Annotated in this window: 17 protein-coding genes; 8 read left to right on the forward strand and 9 right to left on the reverse strand. The window is 39.3% G+C overall.

What is annotated here, in order from left to right; translation table 11 throughout:
• Positions 1 to 93: 93 nt before the first annotated feature.
• The 3 genes from AAEY62_RS06950 to murB are packed head-to-tail and all read right to left on the reverse strand — an operon-like array spanning position 94 to position 2,800.
• Positions 94 to 804: a type III pantothenate kinase gene (locus tag AAEY62_RS06950; protein ID WP_101163115.1), complete on the reverse strand. Its 711-nt coding sequence runs from the start codon at positions 802 to 804 to the stop codon at positions 94 to 96.
• Positions 801 to 1,793: a bifunctional biotin--[acetyl-CoA-carboxylase] ligase/biotin operon repressor BirA gene (birA, locus tag AAEY62_RS06955; protein WP_101163116.1), complete on the reverse strand. Its 993-nt coding sequence runs from the start codon at positions 1,791 to 1,793 to the stop codon at positions 801 to 803. Before birA ends, AAEY62_RS06950 begins: the two co-directional genes overlap by 4 nt.
• Positions 1,790 to 2,800 carry a UDP-N-acetylmuramate dehydrogenase gene (gene murB / locus AAEY62_RS06960; RefSeq protein ID WP_101163117.1) on the reverse strand — a complete coding sequence of 337 codons (1,011 nt, stop codon included), beginning with the start codon at positions 2,798 to 2,800 and terminating at the stop codon, positions 1,790 to 1,792. Before murB ends, birA begins: the two co-directional genes overlap by 4 nt.
• Before the next feature lie 143 nt (positions 2,801 to 2,943).
• On the opposite strand from murB, the gene AAEY62_RS06965 reads away from it, so the two are divergent.
• Entirely contained in the window at positions 2,944 to 4,785 is a 1,842-nt protein-coding gene (locus tag AAEY62_RS06965; protein WP_101163118.1) for a M1 family metallopeptidase, read from the forward strand.
• A 59-nt stretch (positions 4,786 to 4,844) separates the two neighbouring features.
• Here AAEY62_RS06965 and AAEY62_RS06970 read toward each other — a convergent pair whose 3' ends face one another.
• Positions 4,845 to 5,444: a DUF2057 domain-containing protein gene (locus AAEY62_RS06970; RefSeq protein WP_024589455.1), complete on the reverse strand. Its 600-nt coding sequence runs from the start codon at positions 5,442 to 5,444 to the stop codon at positions 4,845 to 4,847.
• 92 nt (positions 5,445 to 5,536) lie between these two features.
• Between AAEY62_RS06970 and AAEY62_RS06975 the strand changes: the two genes are divergently transcribed.
• The 3 genes from AAEY62_RS06975 (at position 5,537) to AAEY62_RS06985 (ending at position 9,105) form a co-directional block, all read left to right on the forward strand.
• Positions 5,537 to 5,905, forward strand: a complete 369-nt coding sequence (locus AAEY62_RS06975; RefSeq protein WP_007579887.1) for a histidine triad nucleotide-binding protein — start codon at positions 5,537 to 5,539, stop codon at positions 5,903 to 5,905.
• 219 nt (positions 5,906 to 6,124) lie between these two features.
• Positions 6,125 to 6,781 carry a helix-turn-helix transcriptional regulator gene (locus tag AAEY62_RS06980; protein WP_004334929.1) on the forward strand — a complete coding sequence of 219 codons (657 nt, stop codon included), beginning with the start codon at positions 6,125 to 6,127 and terminating at the stop codon, positions 6,779 to 6,781.
• A 167-nt stretch (positions 6,782 to 6,948) separates the two neighbouring features.
• Positions 6,949 to 9,105 (forward strand): response regulator, encoded by a 2,157-nt coding sequence (locus AAEY62_RS06985; RefSeq protein ID WP_024589456.1) that lies wholly within the window; start codon positions 6,949 to 6,951, stop codon positions 9,103 to 9,105.
• Between the two features lie 40 nt (positions 9,106 to 9,145).
• On the opposite strand, the gene AAEY62_RS06990 is transcribed toward AAEY62_RS06985, so the two are convergent.
• The 4 genes from AAEY62_RS06990 to AAEY62_RS07005 all read right to left on the reverse strand — a co-directional run bounded on the left by AAEY62_RS06990 (position 9,146) and on the right by AAEY62_RS07005 (position 13,154).
• Entirely contained in the window at positions 9,146 to 9,721 is a 576-nt protein-coding gene (locus AAEY62_RS06990; RefSeq protein ID WP_165723036.1) for a hypothetical protein, read from the reverse strand.
• A gap of 38 nt (positions 9,722 to 9,759) precedes the next feature.
• Positions 9,760 to 11,175: a mannose-1-phosphate guanylyltransferase/mannose-6-phosphate isomerase gene (locus AAEY62_RS06995; RefSeq protein ID WP_350634745.1), complete on the reverse strand. Its 1,416-nt coding sequence runs from the start codon at positions 11,173 to 11,175 to the stop codon at positions 9,760 to 9,762.
• A 75-nt stretch (positions 11,176 to 11,250) separates the two neighbouring features.
• On the reverse strand, positions 11,251 to 12,024 hold the full coding sequence (locus tag AAEY62_RS07000; protein WP_024589458.1) for an amidohydrolase: 774 nt from the start codon (positions 12,022 to 12,024) through the stop codon (positions 11,251 to 11,253).
• Entirely contained in the window at positions 12,012 to 13,154 is a 1,143-nt protein-coding gene (locus tag AAEY62_RS07005; RefSeq protein WP_197237278.1) for a methionine aminotransferase, read from the reverse strand. The genes AAEY62_RS07000 and AAEY62_RS07005 overlap by 13 nt, the downstream gene beginning before the upstream one ends.
• A gap of 108 nt (positions 13,155 to 13,262) precedes the next feature.
• On the opposite strand from AAEY62_RS07005, the gene AAEY62_RS07010 reads away from it, so the two are divergent.
• The 3 genes from AAEY62_RS07010 to AAEY62_RS07020 are packed head-to-tail and all read left to right on the forward strand — an operon-like array spanning position 13,263 to position 15,114.
• Positions 13,263 to 13,892, forward strand: coding sequence for a methylthioribulose 1-phosphate dehydratase (locus AAEY62_RS07010; protein ID WP_024589460.1), 630 nt, complete (start codon positions 13,263 to 13,265; stop codon positions 13,890 to 13,892).
• Positions 13,889 to 14,575 carry an acireductone synthase gene (gene mtnC / locus AAEY62_RS07015; RefSeq protein ID WP_024589461.1) on the forward strand — a complete coding sequence of 229 codons (687 nt, stop codon included), beginning with the start codon at positions 13,889 to 13,891 and terminating at the stop codon, positions 14,573 to 14,575. The genes AAEY62_RS07010 and mtnC overlap by 4 nt, the downstream gene beginning before the upstream one ends.
• On the forward strand, positions 14,572 to 15,114 hold the full coding sequence (locus tag AAEY62_RS07020) for a 1,2-dihydroxy-3-keto-5-methylthiopentene dioxygenase (protein WP_024589462.1): 543 nt from the start codon (positions 14,572 to 14,574) through the stop codon (positions 15,112 to 15,114). Before mtnC ends, AAEY62_RS07020 begins: the two co-directional genes overlap by 4 nt.
• Before the next feature lie 63 nt (positions 15,115 to 15,177).
• Here AAEY62_RS07020 and mtnA read toward each other — a convergent pair whose 3' ends face one another.
• Positions 15,178 to 16,203, reverse strand: a complete 1,026-nt coding sequence (mtnA, locus tag AAEY62_RS07025; protein WP_024589463.1) for an S-methyl-5-thioribose-1-phosphate isomerase — start codon at positions 16,201 to 16,203, stop codon at positions 15,178 to 15,180.
• A 129-nt stretch (positions 16,204 to 16,332) separates the two neighbouring features.
• Here mtnA and mtnK point away from each other — a divergent pair, with 129 nt between their 5' ends.
• The gene (gene mtnK, locus AAEY62_RS07030) at positions 16,333 to 17,550 is read left to right on the forward strand and encodes an S-methyl-5-thioribose kinase (protein WP_024589464.1); all 1,218 of its coding nucleotides are present in this window, start codon (positions 16,333 to 16,335) and stop codon (positions 17,548 to 17,550) included.
• Positions 17,551 to 17,580: the final 30 nt, after the last annotated feature.

Genomic DNA, 17,580 nt, shown 5'->3' on the forward strand with positions numbered 1-17,580 from the left:
GGTTTATTGGGATGCAACAATAAAATTAAAAAAAGTGTAAATTTTTAGTTTAAATGCTCAATATTCACGCGAAAACGCGTTTTTTGCACTTTTTTATACTGTTTCGGTTAATTCGTACCAATAATTCAATCCCTTCATTACGAGCAATGAATCAAAAATACTTCCTGCAAATTGCTGCTGCAATAGTGAGCCATAGCCACCAGCAAAAATAATTTGTGTTGCTTGTTCTGTTTTTTGAGCCGTTAAATTCAGCTTAGCTTGCTCAATTGCCCCGATGGTTGCCACTAAGGCACCATTTTTTAAACCATTTGGCGTGTTTTTACCCAATTCATTAGTAAACGGTGTTTTACCGTCATCAAAAACACGTTGGGTGTTTTGTGTAAGCGACGAGGTCATTAAATCAAGCCCGGGTAAAATCCAGCCACCTAAATGTAGGCCTTCACTATCGAGCACATCAATTGTTGTCGCAGTACCCGCATCAACAACAATACATGCTGTGTTTGGATATAACGTAAAGCCTGCAATAAGCGCAAGCCACCTGTCTATGCCTAAGTTACCCACATGCTCGTAAGCGCATACAAGATCTCCAAGCGTTTTGGTTACCTTGGCTTCAAAGCAAGTAATATTATTGCTAGCCGCTTGCGCGCGAATATCGTTTAGTAAATCACTGCGCCCTACGCACGCATAAATCACTTCAGTTATTTGTAACCAAGGCAGGTTATTTATATCTGCTGGTTGTGCTTGCTCGTTATGCCACAGCACAGCTTTTAGTGATGTATTTCCCACGTCGATCAGTAATCTCATACTTGCGCCTTTCTGAGGGATACTTCCCCACCGTAATAACTTTTTACTTCACCATCTTGGCGAATTCGTATTCCACCTTGAGGGTCAATACCTTCACATATTCCACGCCAGCTTCGGTGCCCTGTATTTAGCTCAACATAATCGCCAGCAAACGCATTAAGCGAATTCCATTGCTCATACATATCTTGTAAGCCAGTTTGACGATACTGCACTAAACGCTGCTCTAAATAATAAGTAAGTGACGCCACCAGCTGGTTTTTATCAAGCTTTTGAGTATGTTGATTTAAGTCGGTCCACGCTTGGTCTATATGTTGGCTAAAACTCTCAGGCATTTGTAAATTAATACCTATACCAATCACTAACTGACAAGGTCCTTGCGGTTGCCCATCTAATTCAACCAATACACCTGCAAGTTTTTGTTTATTTATATAAATATCGTTAGGCCATTTAAGCTCTACGTCAATTTGGTATAACGCTTTAATTGCATCATAAACAGCAAGGCCTACCGCAATTGATACACCCATTGCAGCTTGAAGCCCGTCATCTAAACGCCAAAAGTAACTGTAATACAAATTAGCGCCAAATGGGGATTGCCAAACACGGCCGCGTCGGCCGCGCCCTGCTTGCTGCATTTCAGCAACAATAACAGTGCCAGACTCAAGCGCTGTTTTAGCCTGTATACGGCGCATAAGCTCGCTGTTGGTCGAATCAATAATAGGGTGTACTTCTACATAGGCAGTATTAGCACCTAGCGCTTTGTAGTGCTGATCAATTTGTGTTTTATTTAAAAGGCCCACCTGACTATTCAAACAGTAGCCCTTGCCAGTCACTTTAAAAATATCCAAGCCCATTTCTTGTAACGTTTTGATATGTTTACTCACCGCAGCTCGGCTAATTCCTAGCTTTTCACCCAAGGCTTGGCCAGATACAAAGCCCCCTTGGTTAAGTGCATTTAAAATAGCGAGTTTGTTTCCATCAGGTGCTTTCATTGCTCAGGCTCCGCGTTAATATGGCATTCGCTGCGCGCATCTATTAAACGCACTTCGTGTTCTAGCATAATGCTGTAACGCGTATAAACCACTTGCTGAATGTGTTTAATCATTTTTATTAGGTCAATACCCTCACTATTTCCGTGATTAACAAGTACTAATGCTTGTTGTTGATGCACTTCTATACCAGCCTCACGGTGCCCTTTTAAACCACTTTTATCGATTAGCCAACCTGCTGCGACCTTGTGATGGCTTTGTCCATATTCGTAATGAGGTAAATCTGCAAATTCCTTTAATAGCTCAGCTAACTGCTGGTTGGTTATTATTGGGTTTTTAAAAAAGCTACCCGCATTGGCAAGTGTATGTGGGTTAGGTAATTTGCTATTGCGCGTTTTTATAACCTGATCGAATACTGCTTGCGGGGTAATGCTTGAGAGCTGCTGCAGGGGGCCATAACTTAATACTGGTTGCCATTTTTTTGGGAGCGCTAAATGCACTTGCGTGATCACCGCTTTATTTTTGAGAGCATTTTTAAATATTGAGTCTCTGTAAGCAAATTCACATTGCTCGTTATTTAGTGAGTGCATAGTTTTAGTGGTTATATCGAAGTATTCTACCAATTCAACAAATTTAGCTATCTCAACGCCATAAGCACCAATATTTTGTACCGGCGATGCGCCAACAGTGCCCGGTATAAGTGCTAGATTTTCAAGCCCGGGTATATTTTTCTCTAATAAATAACTGACTAGTTGATGCCAGTTTTCGCCTGCAGCAATACTTATTAGTGTGTCGCTCTCACGCTCGGTAATTTTAATGCCTTTTAAGGCTATTTTTATAACCGTACCCATGTAGTCATTTAAAAATACGGTATTACTGCCCTCGCCTAGCAAACAAAACGGTGCACTAAAACTTTGCGTTTTAAGTTGCTCAAGCTGAGTAATTTCAACAAAATTTTGGCATTGGCTGTTTAATGCGAATGTATGTAATGAGTGTAATGAATGCGCCACAAAGCTCTCTAAAAATACCGGTAACTAATCGCAATAGTTTACCTCATCGTCGCAAATGTGGCACTAGATTGTAAAAATCACTCAACCCGCCGTGTCAATCGTGATATAAAACCAGCACTTTTTTATTTGTGTTCAGAGTAATGATGAAAATTAAACCTCTTTTTTTAAGCCTCGCTATGGCGGGTATGTGTTCGCAAGCAATGGCTAATGCGATTGACCAAAACTCGTATGCTAACCTTGATGATGTTGTTACTACTCACTTAAACCTTGATTTAGATGTCGATTTTGCCGACAAGCAGTTAGAAGGTTTTGTAGAGCATACTCTTCAGTGGAACAACAGCAAAAGTAGAACTCTCGTACTTGATACCCGCGACTTAGACATTGATAAAGTAATGTACAAAGATCAAAGCGGTAACTGGAAAAAAGCGACTTTTGATTTAGCTAAGCGAGATGATGTTAAAGGCTCAAAGCTTACCATTGTGTTTAAAAACCAAGCTGAGGTAGTTCGTATTTACTACAACAGCCGTCCTGAAGCATCTGGCCTGCAGTGGTTAACACCAGAGCAAACGGCAAGTAAAACGCACCCATTCATGTACAGCCAATCGCAAGCAATTCATGCGCGTAGTTGGATCCCAGTGCAAGATACACCCGCAATGCGTGTAACTTACTCTGCACGAATTCATACACCAAAAGATATACGTGCTGTAATGAGTGCTGATAACAAAGATGCGCTTTATAAAGATGGCGACTACATTTTTGATATGCCGCAAGCAATTTCACCTTACCTAATTGCTATTGGCGCAGGTAACTTAGAATTTAAAGCAATGTCGCATCAAACGGGCATATTTGCTGAGCCTACTATTTTAGATGCCTCAGTTGCTGAGTTTGACGACACCCAAGCCATGATCGACAAAACAAACGCTATGTACGGCGAATATGCATGGGGTCGTTACGACTTATTAATGCTACCGCCTAGCTTTCCGTTTGGTGGCATGGAAAATCCACGCTTATCATTTATAACCCCAACGGTTGTTGCCGGTGATAAAAGCTTAGTGAACCTTATTGCCCATGAGCTTGCTCATTCTTGGTCAGGTAACTTAGTAACTAACGCAACGTGGGAAGATTTATGGTTAAACGAAGGTTTTACCTCGTACGTTGAAAACCGCATTATGGAAGAAGTATTTGGTCATGACCGTGCGGTTATGGAACAAGCACTTGATTCAGCGTCTTTACGCGCACAAATTAAAACAATTGATGCACCAGATACACGCCTTAATTTAAAACTTAATGGCCGCGACCCAGACGATGCGTTTAGCTCAGTGCCTTACACTAAAGGTCAGTTATTTTTAATCTATCTAGAAAACAAATATGGCCGCGATAAGTTTGACCCGTTTGTAAAAGCATACTTTAAAGAATTTTCGTTTAAATCACTTACTACCGCGCAATTTGTTACTTACTTAAAAGCTAACTTAATTGAGAAGTACCCTGGTGTTGTAAGTATGGATAAAGTAAACGAATGGATTTTTGAGCCTGGCTTACCAAGTGATGCGCCAAACCCTACTTCTGATGCATTTGATAAAGTAGATACTGCAACAGCAGCATGGTTGAAAGGCGACACAACAGCAGCTCAACTACCAACGGCTGATTGGTCTGTGCATGAGTGGCTACACTTTTTAAATAACTTACCACGCGATTTAAGCATAGAGAAAATGAGCGAGCTTGATAGTGAATTTAACCTAACGCAATCAACTAACGCTGAACGTGCGTTTGCTTGGTTTATGCTAGCAGTAGGTAATGGTTATCAACCAATTTATCCTGCGCTTAATAAGCACTTATCAGGTATTGGCCGTCGTAAGTTAATTGTGCCGTTATATAAATCACTTATCACTAACGGTAAAAAAGACTGGGCACAAAGCGTGTACTTAAAAGCACGCCCTGGGTATCACCCTCTTGCGCAAGGTACTATTGACGCATTATTTGAATAAATAGCGTTAACTAGAAACTAAAAAGGGCCAAATTTGGCCCTTTTTGTTTTTCTGTTATTTTACTTTGTTACTTTTTCTAAAAAAGCTTTACGCTCTGTAGTTGTAGCTTGTTGCCACCAAAAATCAAGCATTTGCGGCGCACTTGGCATTCCTTTACCTGTAATTGGTGCTATCGGCTTTATTGGCTGACTAGGACGTGAAGGTCCTGCAGGCATTGTATTTTGCATTACCGGTTTATTGCTTGCTAGCTGCGTGTTAGAAATAACACTTAAAGGCTTAGCAACAGCGCTACTTTTTGCTTTTAAACTAACTTGTGGTGCTTCTGCAAATACTTTTGCAGATACTGAATTTTCAGCACGATTAAACACTAAGGTATAATCTTTACCTGCTTCAACAGTTACACTTACCCAAAATGGTTCCGACTCCACAACTTCATGCGTGTCATAATCATCTTCATATAAATCGGTGTACTTTAGCCTAAGCTGATAAGTTCCGGGAGCAAGCTCTACATCATCAATACGACTAAACAAAGAGCTTTCTAGCATTTTATCGCCCACTTGCAGTGGTACAAATTCTTCTGGAAAGTGAATATTCTCAGCATTAGCCGAAAAACTAAGTAGTAATGCAACTGCACTACTTATTAAAATTGGTTTAAGCATATCAACTCCTTTATTTGATTTCAGTTTGACACTGCTTTGAAAGTTTGTCATTAGTGAGCTTAAAATTCACAACACTTAATTAGGAACACACTATGAGCCAAGAAACTATTTTTACCAAAATCATTAATCGTGAAATTCCAGCAGATATTATTTACGAAGATGAAAACACTCTCGCATTTAAAGATATAAACCCACAAGCGCCATTTCATGTGTTAATTATCCCAAAAAAAGCAATTGCTACTATAAATGATATAAATCCTGAAAACTCACATTTAGTAGGCAACTTATACGTAGTTGCAGCTAAATTAGCTAAGCAACATAATTTTGCTGAGGACGGATACCGCGTAGTTATGAACTGTAACGAACATGGTGGGCAAACTGTTTATCACATACATTTACACATGCTTGGCGGTAAAGAAATGGGCTGGCCACCTTATCAAAATGTAAAAAAAGTAAAATAATTAAAAGTTTTTATTAAATTGTTCCACTCAATTAATTAGTTACAAATGTTATAATTTTCATAGTTATAAAGAATAAATAGTTACTTATTTGCAACATTTTGTGTTTAAATAATCGTAATATCGTATTTGTTATTGAGTACATCAGCGATTTTCTAATACAAAAGGTGTGGAAGTCGTGGTAAACTTAGTCAGTCAGCTTTATAAAAGAGTATAAAAAACATGAGCAGTTCAGCCTTTTTGTTATTAGATCAAGAGCCAATTAACACTATTGGTATTAACGTTTTAGAACCTTTGTTAAAAACGCAAGGCCTTGACGTAACCACAGGTACTAATATTTTAGACATACCTGAAGGGACTCGACTTTTGTTTATTGAAACATCAAGCAAGGATGCATGGGGAAAACTAAAAGAACAACTAGTAAACCTACGTATTAAATGCGATATCATATTATTTAATTTAGACGAAAACCCTGAGCTTGCTAATCGTGCATTGTTAAGCGGTATTCGTGGCGTATTTTACACAACAGATAACGCCGATGTATTAATGAAAGGTATTCGCTTACTACTTGAAGATCAACTTTGGTACCGTCGCGATATTATGTGTAATGCATTAAATCGTATGCTGCAATTTAATAAAGATGCGCTGCATAAACTAACCGAAGGTGATATTGAGCCTGTTAAACTTACTAAGCGAGAAAAAGCAATAATCTCACTAATGAGTAAAGGTTCGAAAAATAAAGAGATCGCAGAAGATTTAAGTATTAGTCCACATACTGTTAAAACACATTTATACAGCGCATTTAGAAAAACCAAATGTCGTAACCGTATTGAACTTCTATCGTGGGCACAACAAAATATCCCTGATGAAATTCGTTAATCAAATATTTAGTTTAAATTTAAAAGCAGACACTTAGGTGTCTGTTTTTGTATGTGCTATACACTTATTTAATACCAATTAGCTTAATTAAGTAATCTGTTTTGAGGATTGGTATAAGTGTATACTTTTGATAACCTTAGTTTAATAGCTACTTTGCTGGAATATTAATGCTCGACTCCTTCACTCTTTATTTTGCCAGCATCGCCATCATGGTCGTAATGACCTTACTTAACTTTTTGACATGGCGAACAAACAAACAAATATCGGGCACGCTGCTATACATTTTCTATCCCATATTGCTATTAGGCTCTGTTATTGGCTTTACTCTTGTTGGTGATACACATAATTTAGTAATTATTAGCGCTGCCAGTAGCATGATGTTTGCCGCATCAATAGTACACTGCCTTTCACTTAGTCAGTTTTTAAATTATCGCGGTATTGGTTTTAAATTACTCTGCTCAGTGACCGCTTTTTGCACTGTAATGCTTGGCTATTACACCTTTTTTGACCCATCTTTACACGAAAGAGTGATTGCATCCGATATACAACACATAGCAGAAGCCGGTTTTTTACTGTTTATATTTATCAAGTGTGCACGCAAACCCTATCCTAATGGCAGTATTGTATACATAACCATTTTAACGCTTGTTGCTTTAAGCTTTATTGGCCGCTCGTTATTTATGGATAACATTGAACAAAAAAATCTTTTAGTAAACGGCTGGTTTAGCTCTTTGCTATTTTTAAATGGCGTAATTGCTCCCATGTTTTATGCTGCAGGTATGGCGTTATTATGTAATGAGCGCAGAGAGCAGCACCTCAATAAATTAGCCGATAAAGCACAAAAAGATTTAGAAATACGCGGGCTCTTTTTATCAACTATAAGCCACGAAATTCGCACCCCGCTAAACGGTATTTTAGGCAGCGCCCAACTTGTTATGAACCAAACAAGTGATACCCGCAATAAAGCCTATTGCGAAGCGATTATAAATTCTGCCGAATCACTTAACTTATTGGTAGATAAGGTCCTTGATTACGCGAGCCTAGATCAAAGTGACGAAGCGCTTTACGAAGAAGATGTAGAGTTTAAAACATGGCTTAATAATTTATGCTTATTACTAAGCCCTCTCGCCGAGCAAAAGCAACTCAAGTTTGAACTAATATGTAATATTCCTGAGCAAGCCTGTTATTACTGCGACCAGCAAAAACTTAGGCAAATAATTATTAATTTAGTAGGTAATGCCATTAAGTTTACAGACCACGGAACCGTTAAAATTCAGGTTGATTTAGTATTAGAAAAACAACTTGAGCACACTATAAAAATTAGTGTCAAAGATTCAGGGCCAGGTATAGAAAATGATGAGATAGCCTACTTAACAGAACCTTATGTACAAAGTAGCGCAGGAAAAGAAAAAGGCGGAACTGGCCTTGGCTTAGCTATTACCAGTCGCCTGCTTGAAAAGCTCAGTAGCCGACTCGAAATAGCCAGCCAGCTTGGTACTGGTAGTGTATTTAGCTTTACCGTTACTTTTACTTTAGGTGAATTAAGCCTTGTAGAGCAGCGCCATCAAACTAAAGATTACTTAACAGGTCTTGATGTACTACTGGTTGAAGATTTAGATTTAAATCAAAAAATTGCTATAGAATTTATGGCCGACGATGAGCACAAAATTAAGCTCGCAAAAGATGGGAAAAGCGCCATAGAGCTCATGCAAGCTCACCACTTCGATGTTGTTTTGCTTGATATGAACCTACCTGATTTAACAGGCCAAGAAGTACTTAAACGTCTAAAACGCATTGATCATAAAAATCAACGAACTCCAGTACTCGCATTTACTGCAAGCCTTAGCCCTGACGAAGTAAAAGAATATTTAGAATTAGGAATAAAAGACATTGTAGGCAAGCCTATTAAGCACGAAAAGCTTCGCCAAGCACTTAGCGACTCTCAATCTAATCAAACTGCGAGTATTGCAGTAGAACTTATTGATACCTTGTATGACAAAACAGCGGCCGAAACACTCACCAGCTCATTTAGTGAAGATGAAGTATCGTCGATTTATAATGAGTTTGTGCTCTCGGCGCGTAACAAGCTAATTCGCTGTCAAAAGCTTATTGACCAACAACCAGAGCAATGCATTAAGCTTTTACATCGCCAAGCAAGTACCGCTCTGCAACTTGGTTTTAATCGCTATGGTATTGAGCTTAAAAAAATAGAACGTCGTTTACTCGATAAAAAGCCACACAACGATATGCTTGATGAAGCGTTAGATCTGTGGCAACGCAGCTTAGAGCAATATTTAAAGTTTGTGCGCGGGCAGTTAGAGTGAAATTAAAAAAGCGTTAAGGTTTTTTAAATTTTACTTTAAGTTAATCAAATCTCGCTACCTCTTCAAAGTTAAGACCTGTGAAACCATGTGCTCGCAAGGCACAAAAGAGGTTTAAAGTAATATCTTTATCATTTACACGAGAGTCAAAAACGTAAGTGCCTTCAAATCGGTCTTCTGGCATTTTAAATATGCAGCTATGCTTTGGTAGTTTTTCTTTTTTGAACACCGCTTTTTGTAATCCGATATTTAAACTTGGCAGCATAAAAGTACTCATCTCAACATTTAATATACCCTCTATTTTTCGAGTGACATTATAAAAGTACCAGTTGTCATCACCTACATAGAAAGGAAGTAACTCTCCCGAATCTTCGAAAAGTTCAGCTAACTCATTTGCAACATGATCCCTTATAGCAAGGCCTTGTAAATTAATTGCAGTGAAATCACCTAGGGGTGTCTCTTTTTCATTATTATAATGGGCACTAAAATTTATCAGTGTAGACTCTTTTGATGAACCATCAGGCTTCCATAGGTCAGGTTCACATAAAGCTTCGCTATCAGGAAATATGACTCTGAAATGATTAACATCCGTCGTTATTTTATAAATTATTTTACTCATTAATATTGAAACGTCCTTTTTGGCATGGATCTGATTTTTTAACCCCTTCCATATTTATCATCAAATCGCTCTATATCGCTTTCATCAAGTACAGCACCGGTTTGCACTTCAATAACTATTAACGGCTCTTTTTGATTATTAGCCAAGCTATGAATTTGTTTTGCGGCGATATAACACGATTGGTCATGCGTTAGCGTATACGCTTGCTCATTAATACATACATTTGCAATACCCGAAACCACCACCCAATGTTCAGCGCGATGCTGATGGCGCTGCGTCGAAAGCTTAGCACCGCTGTTAACAGTAATTTTTTTAACTTTAAAGCCAGTGCCTTCAACCAAAGTACGGTAATTCCCCCATGGGCGAAAAACCACTTGATGATGATTAAGTTTATCAGCCTGTGTTGTAGCAATTTTCTTAAGCAACAAAGGCAGAGAATCTAGCTCATTTTGGTTTGCAATTAACGTGGCATCATGAGTATGAATAATTGCTAAATTGCTTACTCCAAGCGTGGCAATAGTGTGTTCAGCCTCGTTAATAACTAAGTTATTAGTACTTTTTTGAGCCATATAATTAGCATTTAAACTATTACCGTTTTCATCTTTTTTTGTAAGCGTATCAAGGGATGAAAAACTACCTACATCACTCCATTTTAAATCAACAGGCATAACAACTACGTTATTACTGCGCTCTAAAATGGCGTAATCAATTGAATCGCTTGGGCAGTGTTCAAGCGCACTGTTGCTTGGGCGGGTAAACCCTAAATCTTTAGTAAATTGCGCCGCTGCAGCGACACTCGTTGCTATTTTTGGCGCAAACCGCTCGAGCTCTTTTAAATAGGCTGCAGGGGTAAATAAAAACATGCCGCTATTCCAGCTATAACCACCTTGAGCTAAATAACGGTTCGCTGTATCTAAGTCAGGCTTTTCTTTAAATTGAGCAACATCGTAACAACCAGTTCCAACAATAGCCGCGCCTTGTTTTATATAACCATAACCAGTATGCGGCTCTGTAGGAGTAATAGAAAATGTAACTAGCTTTCCTTGCTCAGCAAGTTTTACAGCTTCAGGGAGCTTAGCTGTTAATACATCAAAGTTTTTAATATGATGATCGGCAGGCATCACTAATAGCGGACCGGTAATCCCATTTTGCAGTGCATAGTGGGCGGCTAATGCGATGGCAGGCGCGGTATTTTTACCTTTGGGTTCGAGCAATAATGCACTAGGAGTTGAGCTTGCAGCTTGCTCGGCGGCAATAAATCGGTGCTGCTCATTACACACTAAAATAGCATTATCAAACAACTCATTAGAAACACGCGCCAACGTACTTTGTAGCAATGACGTGTTTTCATTTAGTAGTGGTAAAAATTGTTTAGGCATTGCTTGGCGAGAAAGCGGCCACAAGCGAGAGCCTATGCCACCAGCTAAAATTACAGGAGTGATTAAAGTGTTCATAATGTATATTAGCCGCCAACAAAAATATCAGCGACTATTTTAACACTTTATTAGCTCTGCGCTAAATTAACCTGTCTATATTAATGTAAAAGGGTCTGCATCTAAATAGGTAGGAAACGTTGCTTTAAACTCATCCAGTGGTGCTTTTTCAAGTGTTATAGTAACTAGCTGCTCAGTGTTATCTTGCGCTTTAGTTAAGGCATCGCCTTTAAAGTCGTATACCGCTGTACCGCCATTGTGCGAGGCACCATTACCGTCTTCCCCCACGCGATTAACGCCTACTACGTAGCATAGGTTTTCCATTGCACGCGCCATAAGTAACGTATCCCAAATATGGCGGCGTACAGCAGGCCAATTTGCTACGTTTATCATTACATCGTAGTCGTTATTATTGCGTTGAAATACCGGAAAACGCAGGTCATAACATACTTGCGGTAATAGTTTAAAACCATTGATTTCAAAAACTTTGCGCGCTTGCCCTGCTACAACGTAGTCGCCCTCACTGCCTAAGCGAAATAAATGGCGCTTATCGTAATAACTCACCTCTCCATCGGGTTTTACCCAATAAAACCGATTTGCTTTTTTATCGCCTTGTGCAACAAGTACCGAACCCGCAATAACCGCATTATGTTTATGAGCCTGCGCTTTTAACCAAGTCAGTACTTTACCATTTTCGGGCTCTGCACAATCTAAATTAATAGCAAAGCCAGTCGAGAATGTTTCTGGCAGTAAAATAAGATCGGGCTGATGCGTAATTGCGTCAAGCTGTTTATTAAACATGGCTAAATTAGCGTCTTTATCAAGCCAATAAAGCGAGCTTTGCAATGCTGTAATGGTTAAAGTTGACATAATATTTGCGCAGCCTCTATGAGAGTGTTGTCGTTTTTAGCAAAGCATAAGCGAATTACTTTATCGGTTGGTGGTTTTTGATAAAACACACTTAACGGAATAGCCGCCACACCTGCTTGCTCAACTAACCAATGGCAAAATTCAACATCGTTTAAATCCGATACATCACTGTAATCTAATAATAAAAAGTAAGTGCCTTGGCTAGGTAAAATTTTAAAACGACTATTACTTAAATGGCTCGCTAATAAGTCGCGTTTTTGCTGATAAAACCCACTTAGCTCATCTATATGCTCGCCTTGCTGCTCGAGCATATCGGCAAGCGCATGCTGTGCGGGGGTAAAACTTGAAAACGTAACGTACTGATGAATTTTTCTAAATTCGACAGCTAAATCGGCAGGTGCAATACAGTAACCCATTTTCCAGCCCGTACTGTGAAACGTTTTACCAAAACTCGATACAACAAAGCTTTTGGCAAATAATTCATCATCGCGTAATACGCTTAAATGTGGTTGTTCATCAAACGTAATGTGCTCATATACCTCGTCGCTTATTACATACAAATTGTGAGTACCAACTAACTCTTTAAGCTCTTTTATATCTTGTGGCTGTAATATTTTACCGCTTGGGTTATGAGGCGTATTTATAATAATTGCACGGGTATTTTTAGTAATTACTTGGCTCACTACTTGCCAATCAATAGTGTAATTTGGCGCACTTAAAGCAATGTGTACCGACTTTCCACCAGCGAGTTCAATTGCGGGTTGGTAGGAGTCATATGCAGGGTCAAATACAATCACTTCATCACTGGGGCGCACGATTGTTTGAATAGCCACAAACAATGCCTCTGTTGCACCTGAGGTAACAGTAACTTGATCAGCTGCGTTTATAGCAGCTGCATATTTACGCTTTGCTAAATCAGCAATTTGTTGCTGTAATCGTGGTACACCACTTGAAGGTGAATATTGATTAACGCCCTGCTGCACATAATAATTTAACTGCGTTTTTAAAAGATCAGGAGCATCAAACTCAGGAAAGCCTTGAGAGAGATTAATTGCCGAAAACTCATTAGCCAACCCACTCATTTGGCTAAATATACTAACGCCTAAATTTGGTAATTTACTTTCAAACACGTGATGCCCTTAATGATGGTTTTGCGCTTACAGCGATGCTATCATTGCTTAAAACAGAAGTATAGCCGTCTAAAAACAATTAACTTTACGCTCATTAGTGAGGAATGTATGCAAAACAATACCGCTATTTCACAACTTATTGAAGCCGGAAAATGGGTTAGCCAAAAAGGCTGGGTACCCGCAACAGGTGGAAATTTTTCAGCTCGTACTAGCACTGGCTTTGTTGTTACGGCAAGTGGGCACGATAAAGGCTCACTTACGCAAGAGCATTTTTTGCAATTAGACCACCAAGGCGAGCGCCTAGCAGGAGCTGTAAAGCCATCGGCAGAAACACAATTACACCTAAGTTTGTATCAGCTTATACCTGATGCACAGTGTGTTTTGCATACTCACTCTGTAGCCGCCACCGTACTGTCGCAAATTACCCAAAGGCATCAGCTTGATTTAACAGGCTATGAAATGCAAAAAGCACTGAGCGGCTTTACTTCGCATTTAGAAACGCTGAGCATTCCTATTTTCGATAACGATCAAGATATTGACCGATTAAGCCTGCTGGTCAGTGACCATCATTTACATACGCCGATAGAGCACGGCGTACTGATACGTGGTCATGGCTTATATGCAGTAGGGCGTAATATTGATGAAGTTCGTCGCCACCTAGAAGCCTTAGAGTTTTTATTTAGTTGCGAACTAGAGCGCCTGAAAATAATCGGTATTCAAGCGGGAGTAACTAAATGATTAAAGCCATTTTAACCGACATCGAAGGCACAATAACCCGCATCTCGTTTGTTAAAGAGGTGTTGTTTCCTTACGCGGCAAAGCAGTTACCTACCTTTGTACGTGCCAATGCTGATAAGCCTGATGTAGCCGAGCAAATTAGTGCCGTGAAAGCCCTTGTCGAAAAGCCAAACGCCGATATAGAAGAAGTCATTAGCACTTTACTTACCTGGATTGATGAAGATAAAAAAATCACTCCACTTAAGCAGTTACAAGGCTTAATTTGGCAAACAGGGTATGAACACGGTGATTTTAAAGGTCATTTATACCCAGATGCATTTGATTTTTTACAAGCTCAACACAACAACGATATTACTTTGTATGTGTACTCGTCAGGGTCGGTAAAAGCGCAGCAGCTACTTTTTAAATACAGTGATTATGGCGACATTAGCAGCTTGTTTACTGACTTTTTTGACACCAAAGTTGGCGCAAAACAAGAACAAACAGCCTATAACACTATTGTTAAGCTATTACCGTTTAAAGCAGCAGAAATACTCTTTTTAAGTGATGTAGCCGGTGAACTTGATGCCGCGCAAGCTGCAGGCTTAAAAACACTACATTTAATTCGTGATGGGCAAGCAAGCACTAAAGCACACCCTTATATTAATGACTTTAGCCAATTTAAATTGGGGCAATTAGTATGAGCCAATTAACAGTGTATGCCGACAACAATGCAAACAAAGCACTTGTAAACACATCAAATGCTGATGATATTGCAAAGCAACTAGCTAAAGTAAACGTACGTTTTGAACAGTGGCAAACAAATGCAGATATTAATGAGCACACCACCCATGAGCAAATTATTAGTGCGTACAAAAGCGATATAGATCGGTTAAAAATCGAAAATGGCTATCAAACAGTAGACGTTATATCTCTAGCTAAAGGCAATCCTGCCGCTTCAGAGCTACGCAAAAAGTTTTTATTTGAACATACTCATAATGAAGACGAAGTGCGTTTTTTTGTAAAAGGCCAAGGGCTATTTTGCCTGCATTTAGGCAATAAGGTTTATCAGGTACTTTGCCAACAAGGCGATTTAATTTCAGTACCTGAACTTACCCCGCATTGGTTTGATATGGGAAGCGACCCTGAGTTTACTGCCATTCGCTTATTTAGCAATACAGAGGGCTGGGTAGCAAAAAGTACTGACTCGTCTATTGCAGAGCAATTTCCGCTATTATCGTAAGTTAGTCATTCAAAACCTTGGTCCACACTAATAAACATAACGTGGACCAAAAATATCGCGAAGTTACTTAAGCTTTATGAGATCGCCATTTTCTACCTGACTTTGGTTATACACACCCGTATCTAACACCCACCCTGTGACCAGCTTTGCCGGCGTTATATCAAATGCAGGGTTATATACATTAGCATTGGTGGGCGCCCATAAAGCTTCGCCAAAGCTACCGCTAACTCCGCGCACTTCTTGAGGATTACGTTGCTCTATTTCTATATCATCACCACACGCGGTGTTGGTATCAAGCGTCGTAATAGGCGCGACCACATAAAATGGAATGTTATGAAAATACGCAAGTACGGCTAAATTATAGGTGCCCACTTTATTAGCAAAATCACCATTGGCAGCAATACGATCAGCCCCTACCACTATTTTATCTACTTTACCTGCAGCCATTAAACTTGCCGCCATATTATCGCAAATTAATGTGTAAGGTATTTTCCAGCGCTCAAGCTCAAAGGCAGTTAAGCGACCGCCTTGTAATAATGGCCGTGTTTCATCAACCCACACATGTACGTTGCCATGTTTTTGCTGCGCTTTATAGATAACACCTAGTGCAGTACCAATACCAGCGGTTGCAAGCGCCCCTGTATTACAATGAGTTAATACATTGTCGCCACTATTTATAAGTTCGGCGCCACGGTTTGCCATTCGCTCACACAGCTCAATATCTTCAATAAACAACCGCTCGGCTGTGGTAACAATACTGGCAACATAATCGCTTTGCGTTAAAGCTTTACGCAATGCCGCCATACAATGCATTAAATTAACCGCCGTTGGGCGAGTGGCTTCTAGCTCATTGATTGCTTTTTCAAGCTCACTTTTAACTACCCCTTGCTCAGCTAAATACGCCACTAGCAAGCTCGCGCTTAAACCAATAAGTGGAGCTCCACGTACTTTTAAACTAATGATCAGCTCTTTCATGGTTTCTACATCATGGCATTGATGCCATACCTGCTGGTGAGGTAGTAAATATTGGTCGAGCACACTAAGCGACCCGTTTTCATATTTTAAACTGCTTGCGATTAAATTTTGCATAATGCTTAAGGTATTAAAAATACGTAACGTTATTTTACACCACTTTGAATAACTCTCAAGTTAGACTTATAGACATCTAAACATTTAAAGGTATAGAATGCTTAAAAGCTGATTTTTGAGATTTAAACCATGACTAACTATGTTGCTTTTAACGCACAGCGCGCTATCGATTACGTATCGACATTAATTGAATCTAAACAATGTAATTTTTTTGCTCAAGGACAAACCTTATCGGCATATGAGTTTGGCGATGGCAATCTTAATTTGGTATTTAGAATTACTGATGAGCAAAACAATAGCGTTATTTTGAAGCAAGCTCTGCCTTACGCGCGTTGTGTGGGCGAGTCGTGGCCATTAACACTTGATAGAGCTCGTATAGAAGCGCAAGTTTTGCTTAATCATGGCGCTATTTGCCCAACTTATACTGCTAGGGTTTTACATTATAGTGAAATGCAAGCGCTGACTATTTTAGAGGATTTAGGTAATTTACAAATACTGCGCACTGCACAAAATAATGCGGAGCAATTTCCTAAATTGGCGCAGCATGTAGCGACCTACTTAAGCCATACTGGCTTTTATAATTCAGATTTTTATTTAACCGCACAAACTAAAAAAGCACTCGTTAGTCAATTTACTAATCCTGAGCTCTGCCAAATCACTGAAGACTTATTTTTTAGCGATCCGTACATTGAGCACGAACGCAATAACTACCCAAAGCAACTACAAAACGAAGTTGATGCAATACACAAAAACAGCGTATTAAAGTTAGAAATAGCAAAACTAAAAGCTAATTTTTTATCTAACCCGCAAACATTACTTCATGGTGACATGCACAGCGGTAGCATTTTTGTTGATTGTAATAATACAAAGATGATTGACCCAGAGTTTGGTTTTTTTGGACCTGCTGGGTTCGATATTGGCTCTTTTATTGGCAATTTACTTTTAAATTACTGCGCACAATACGGGCATATTGAAGATTTTGTGGCTCGTCGTAATTACCAAACCCACTTATTAAGCACCCTTGTTGAATGCTATACCTTATTTGAACAGCATTGGCTTACGCTTATAAATGAGCACACTACTGAAGGTGCGCTAAAGGTTACAGGCTACGGTGAATACTTTATAAAGGGCGTATTACAAGACGCCATTGGCTACTGTGGTGCTGAGTTAATTAGGCGCACCATAGGGCTCGCACATGTAACCGATATAGATAGCATAAATGATGAGAAAGCGCGTCTTATAGTGCAAAAACAAACATTAGCACTAGGCGAGCAACTTATTTTGAATGCCCAAACATGCGACAACAAAGAAGCATTTTTTAGTTTATTAATAAGCCAATTAAACTAAAAAACATTAAAAAGGCGCTATTAGCGCCTT

The organism is Pseudoalteromonas sp. GW168-MNA-CIBAN-0100, from assembly GCF_040309225.1.
GTDB lineage: Bacteria > Pseudomonadota > Gammaproteobacteria > Enterobacterales > Alteromonadaceae > Pseudoalteromonas > Pseudoalteromonas arctica.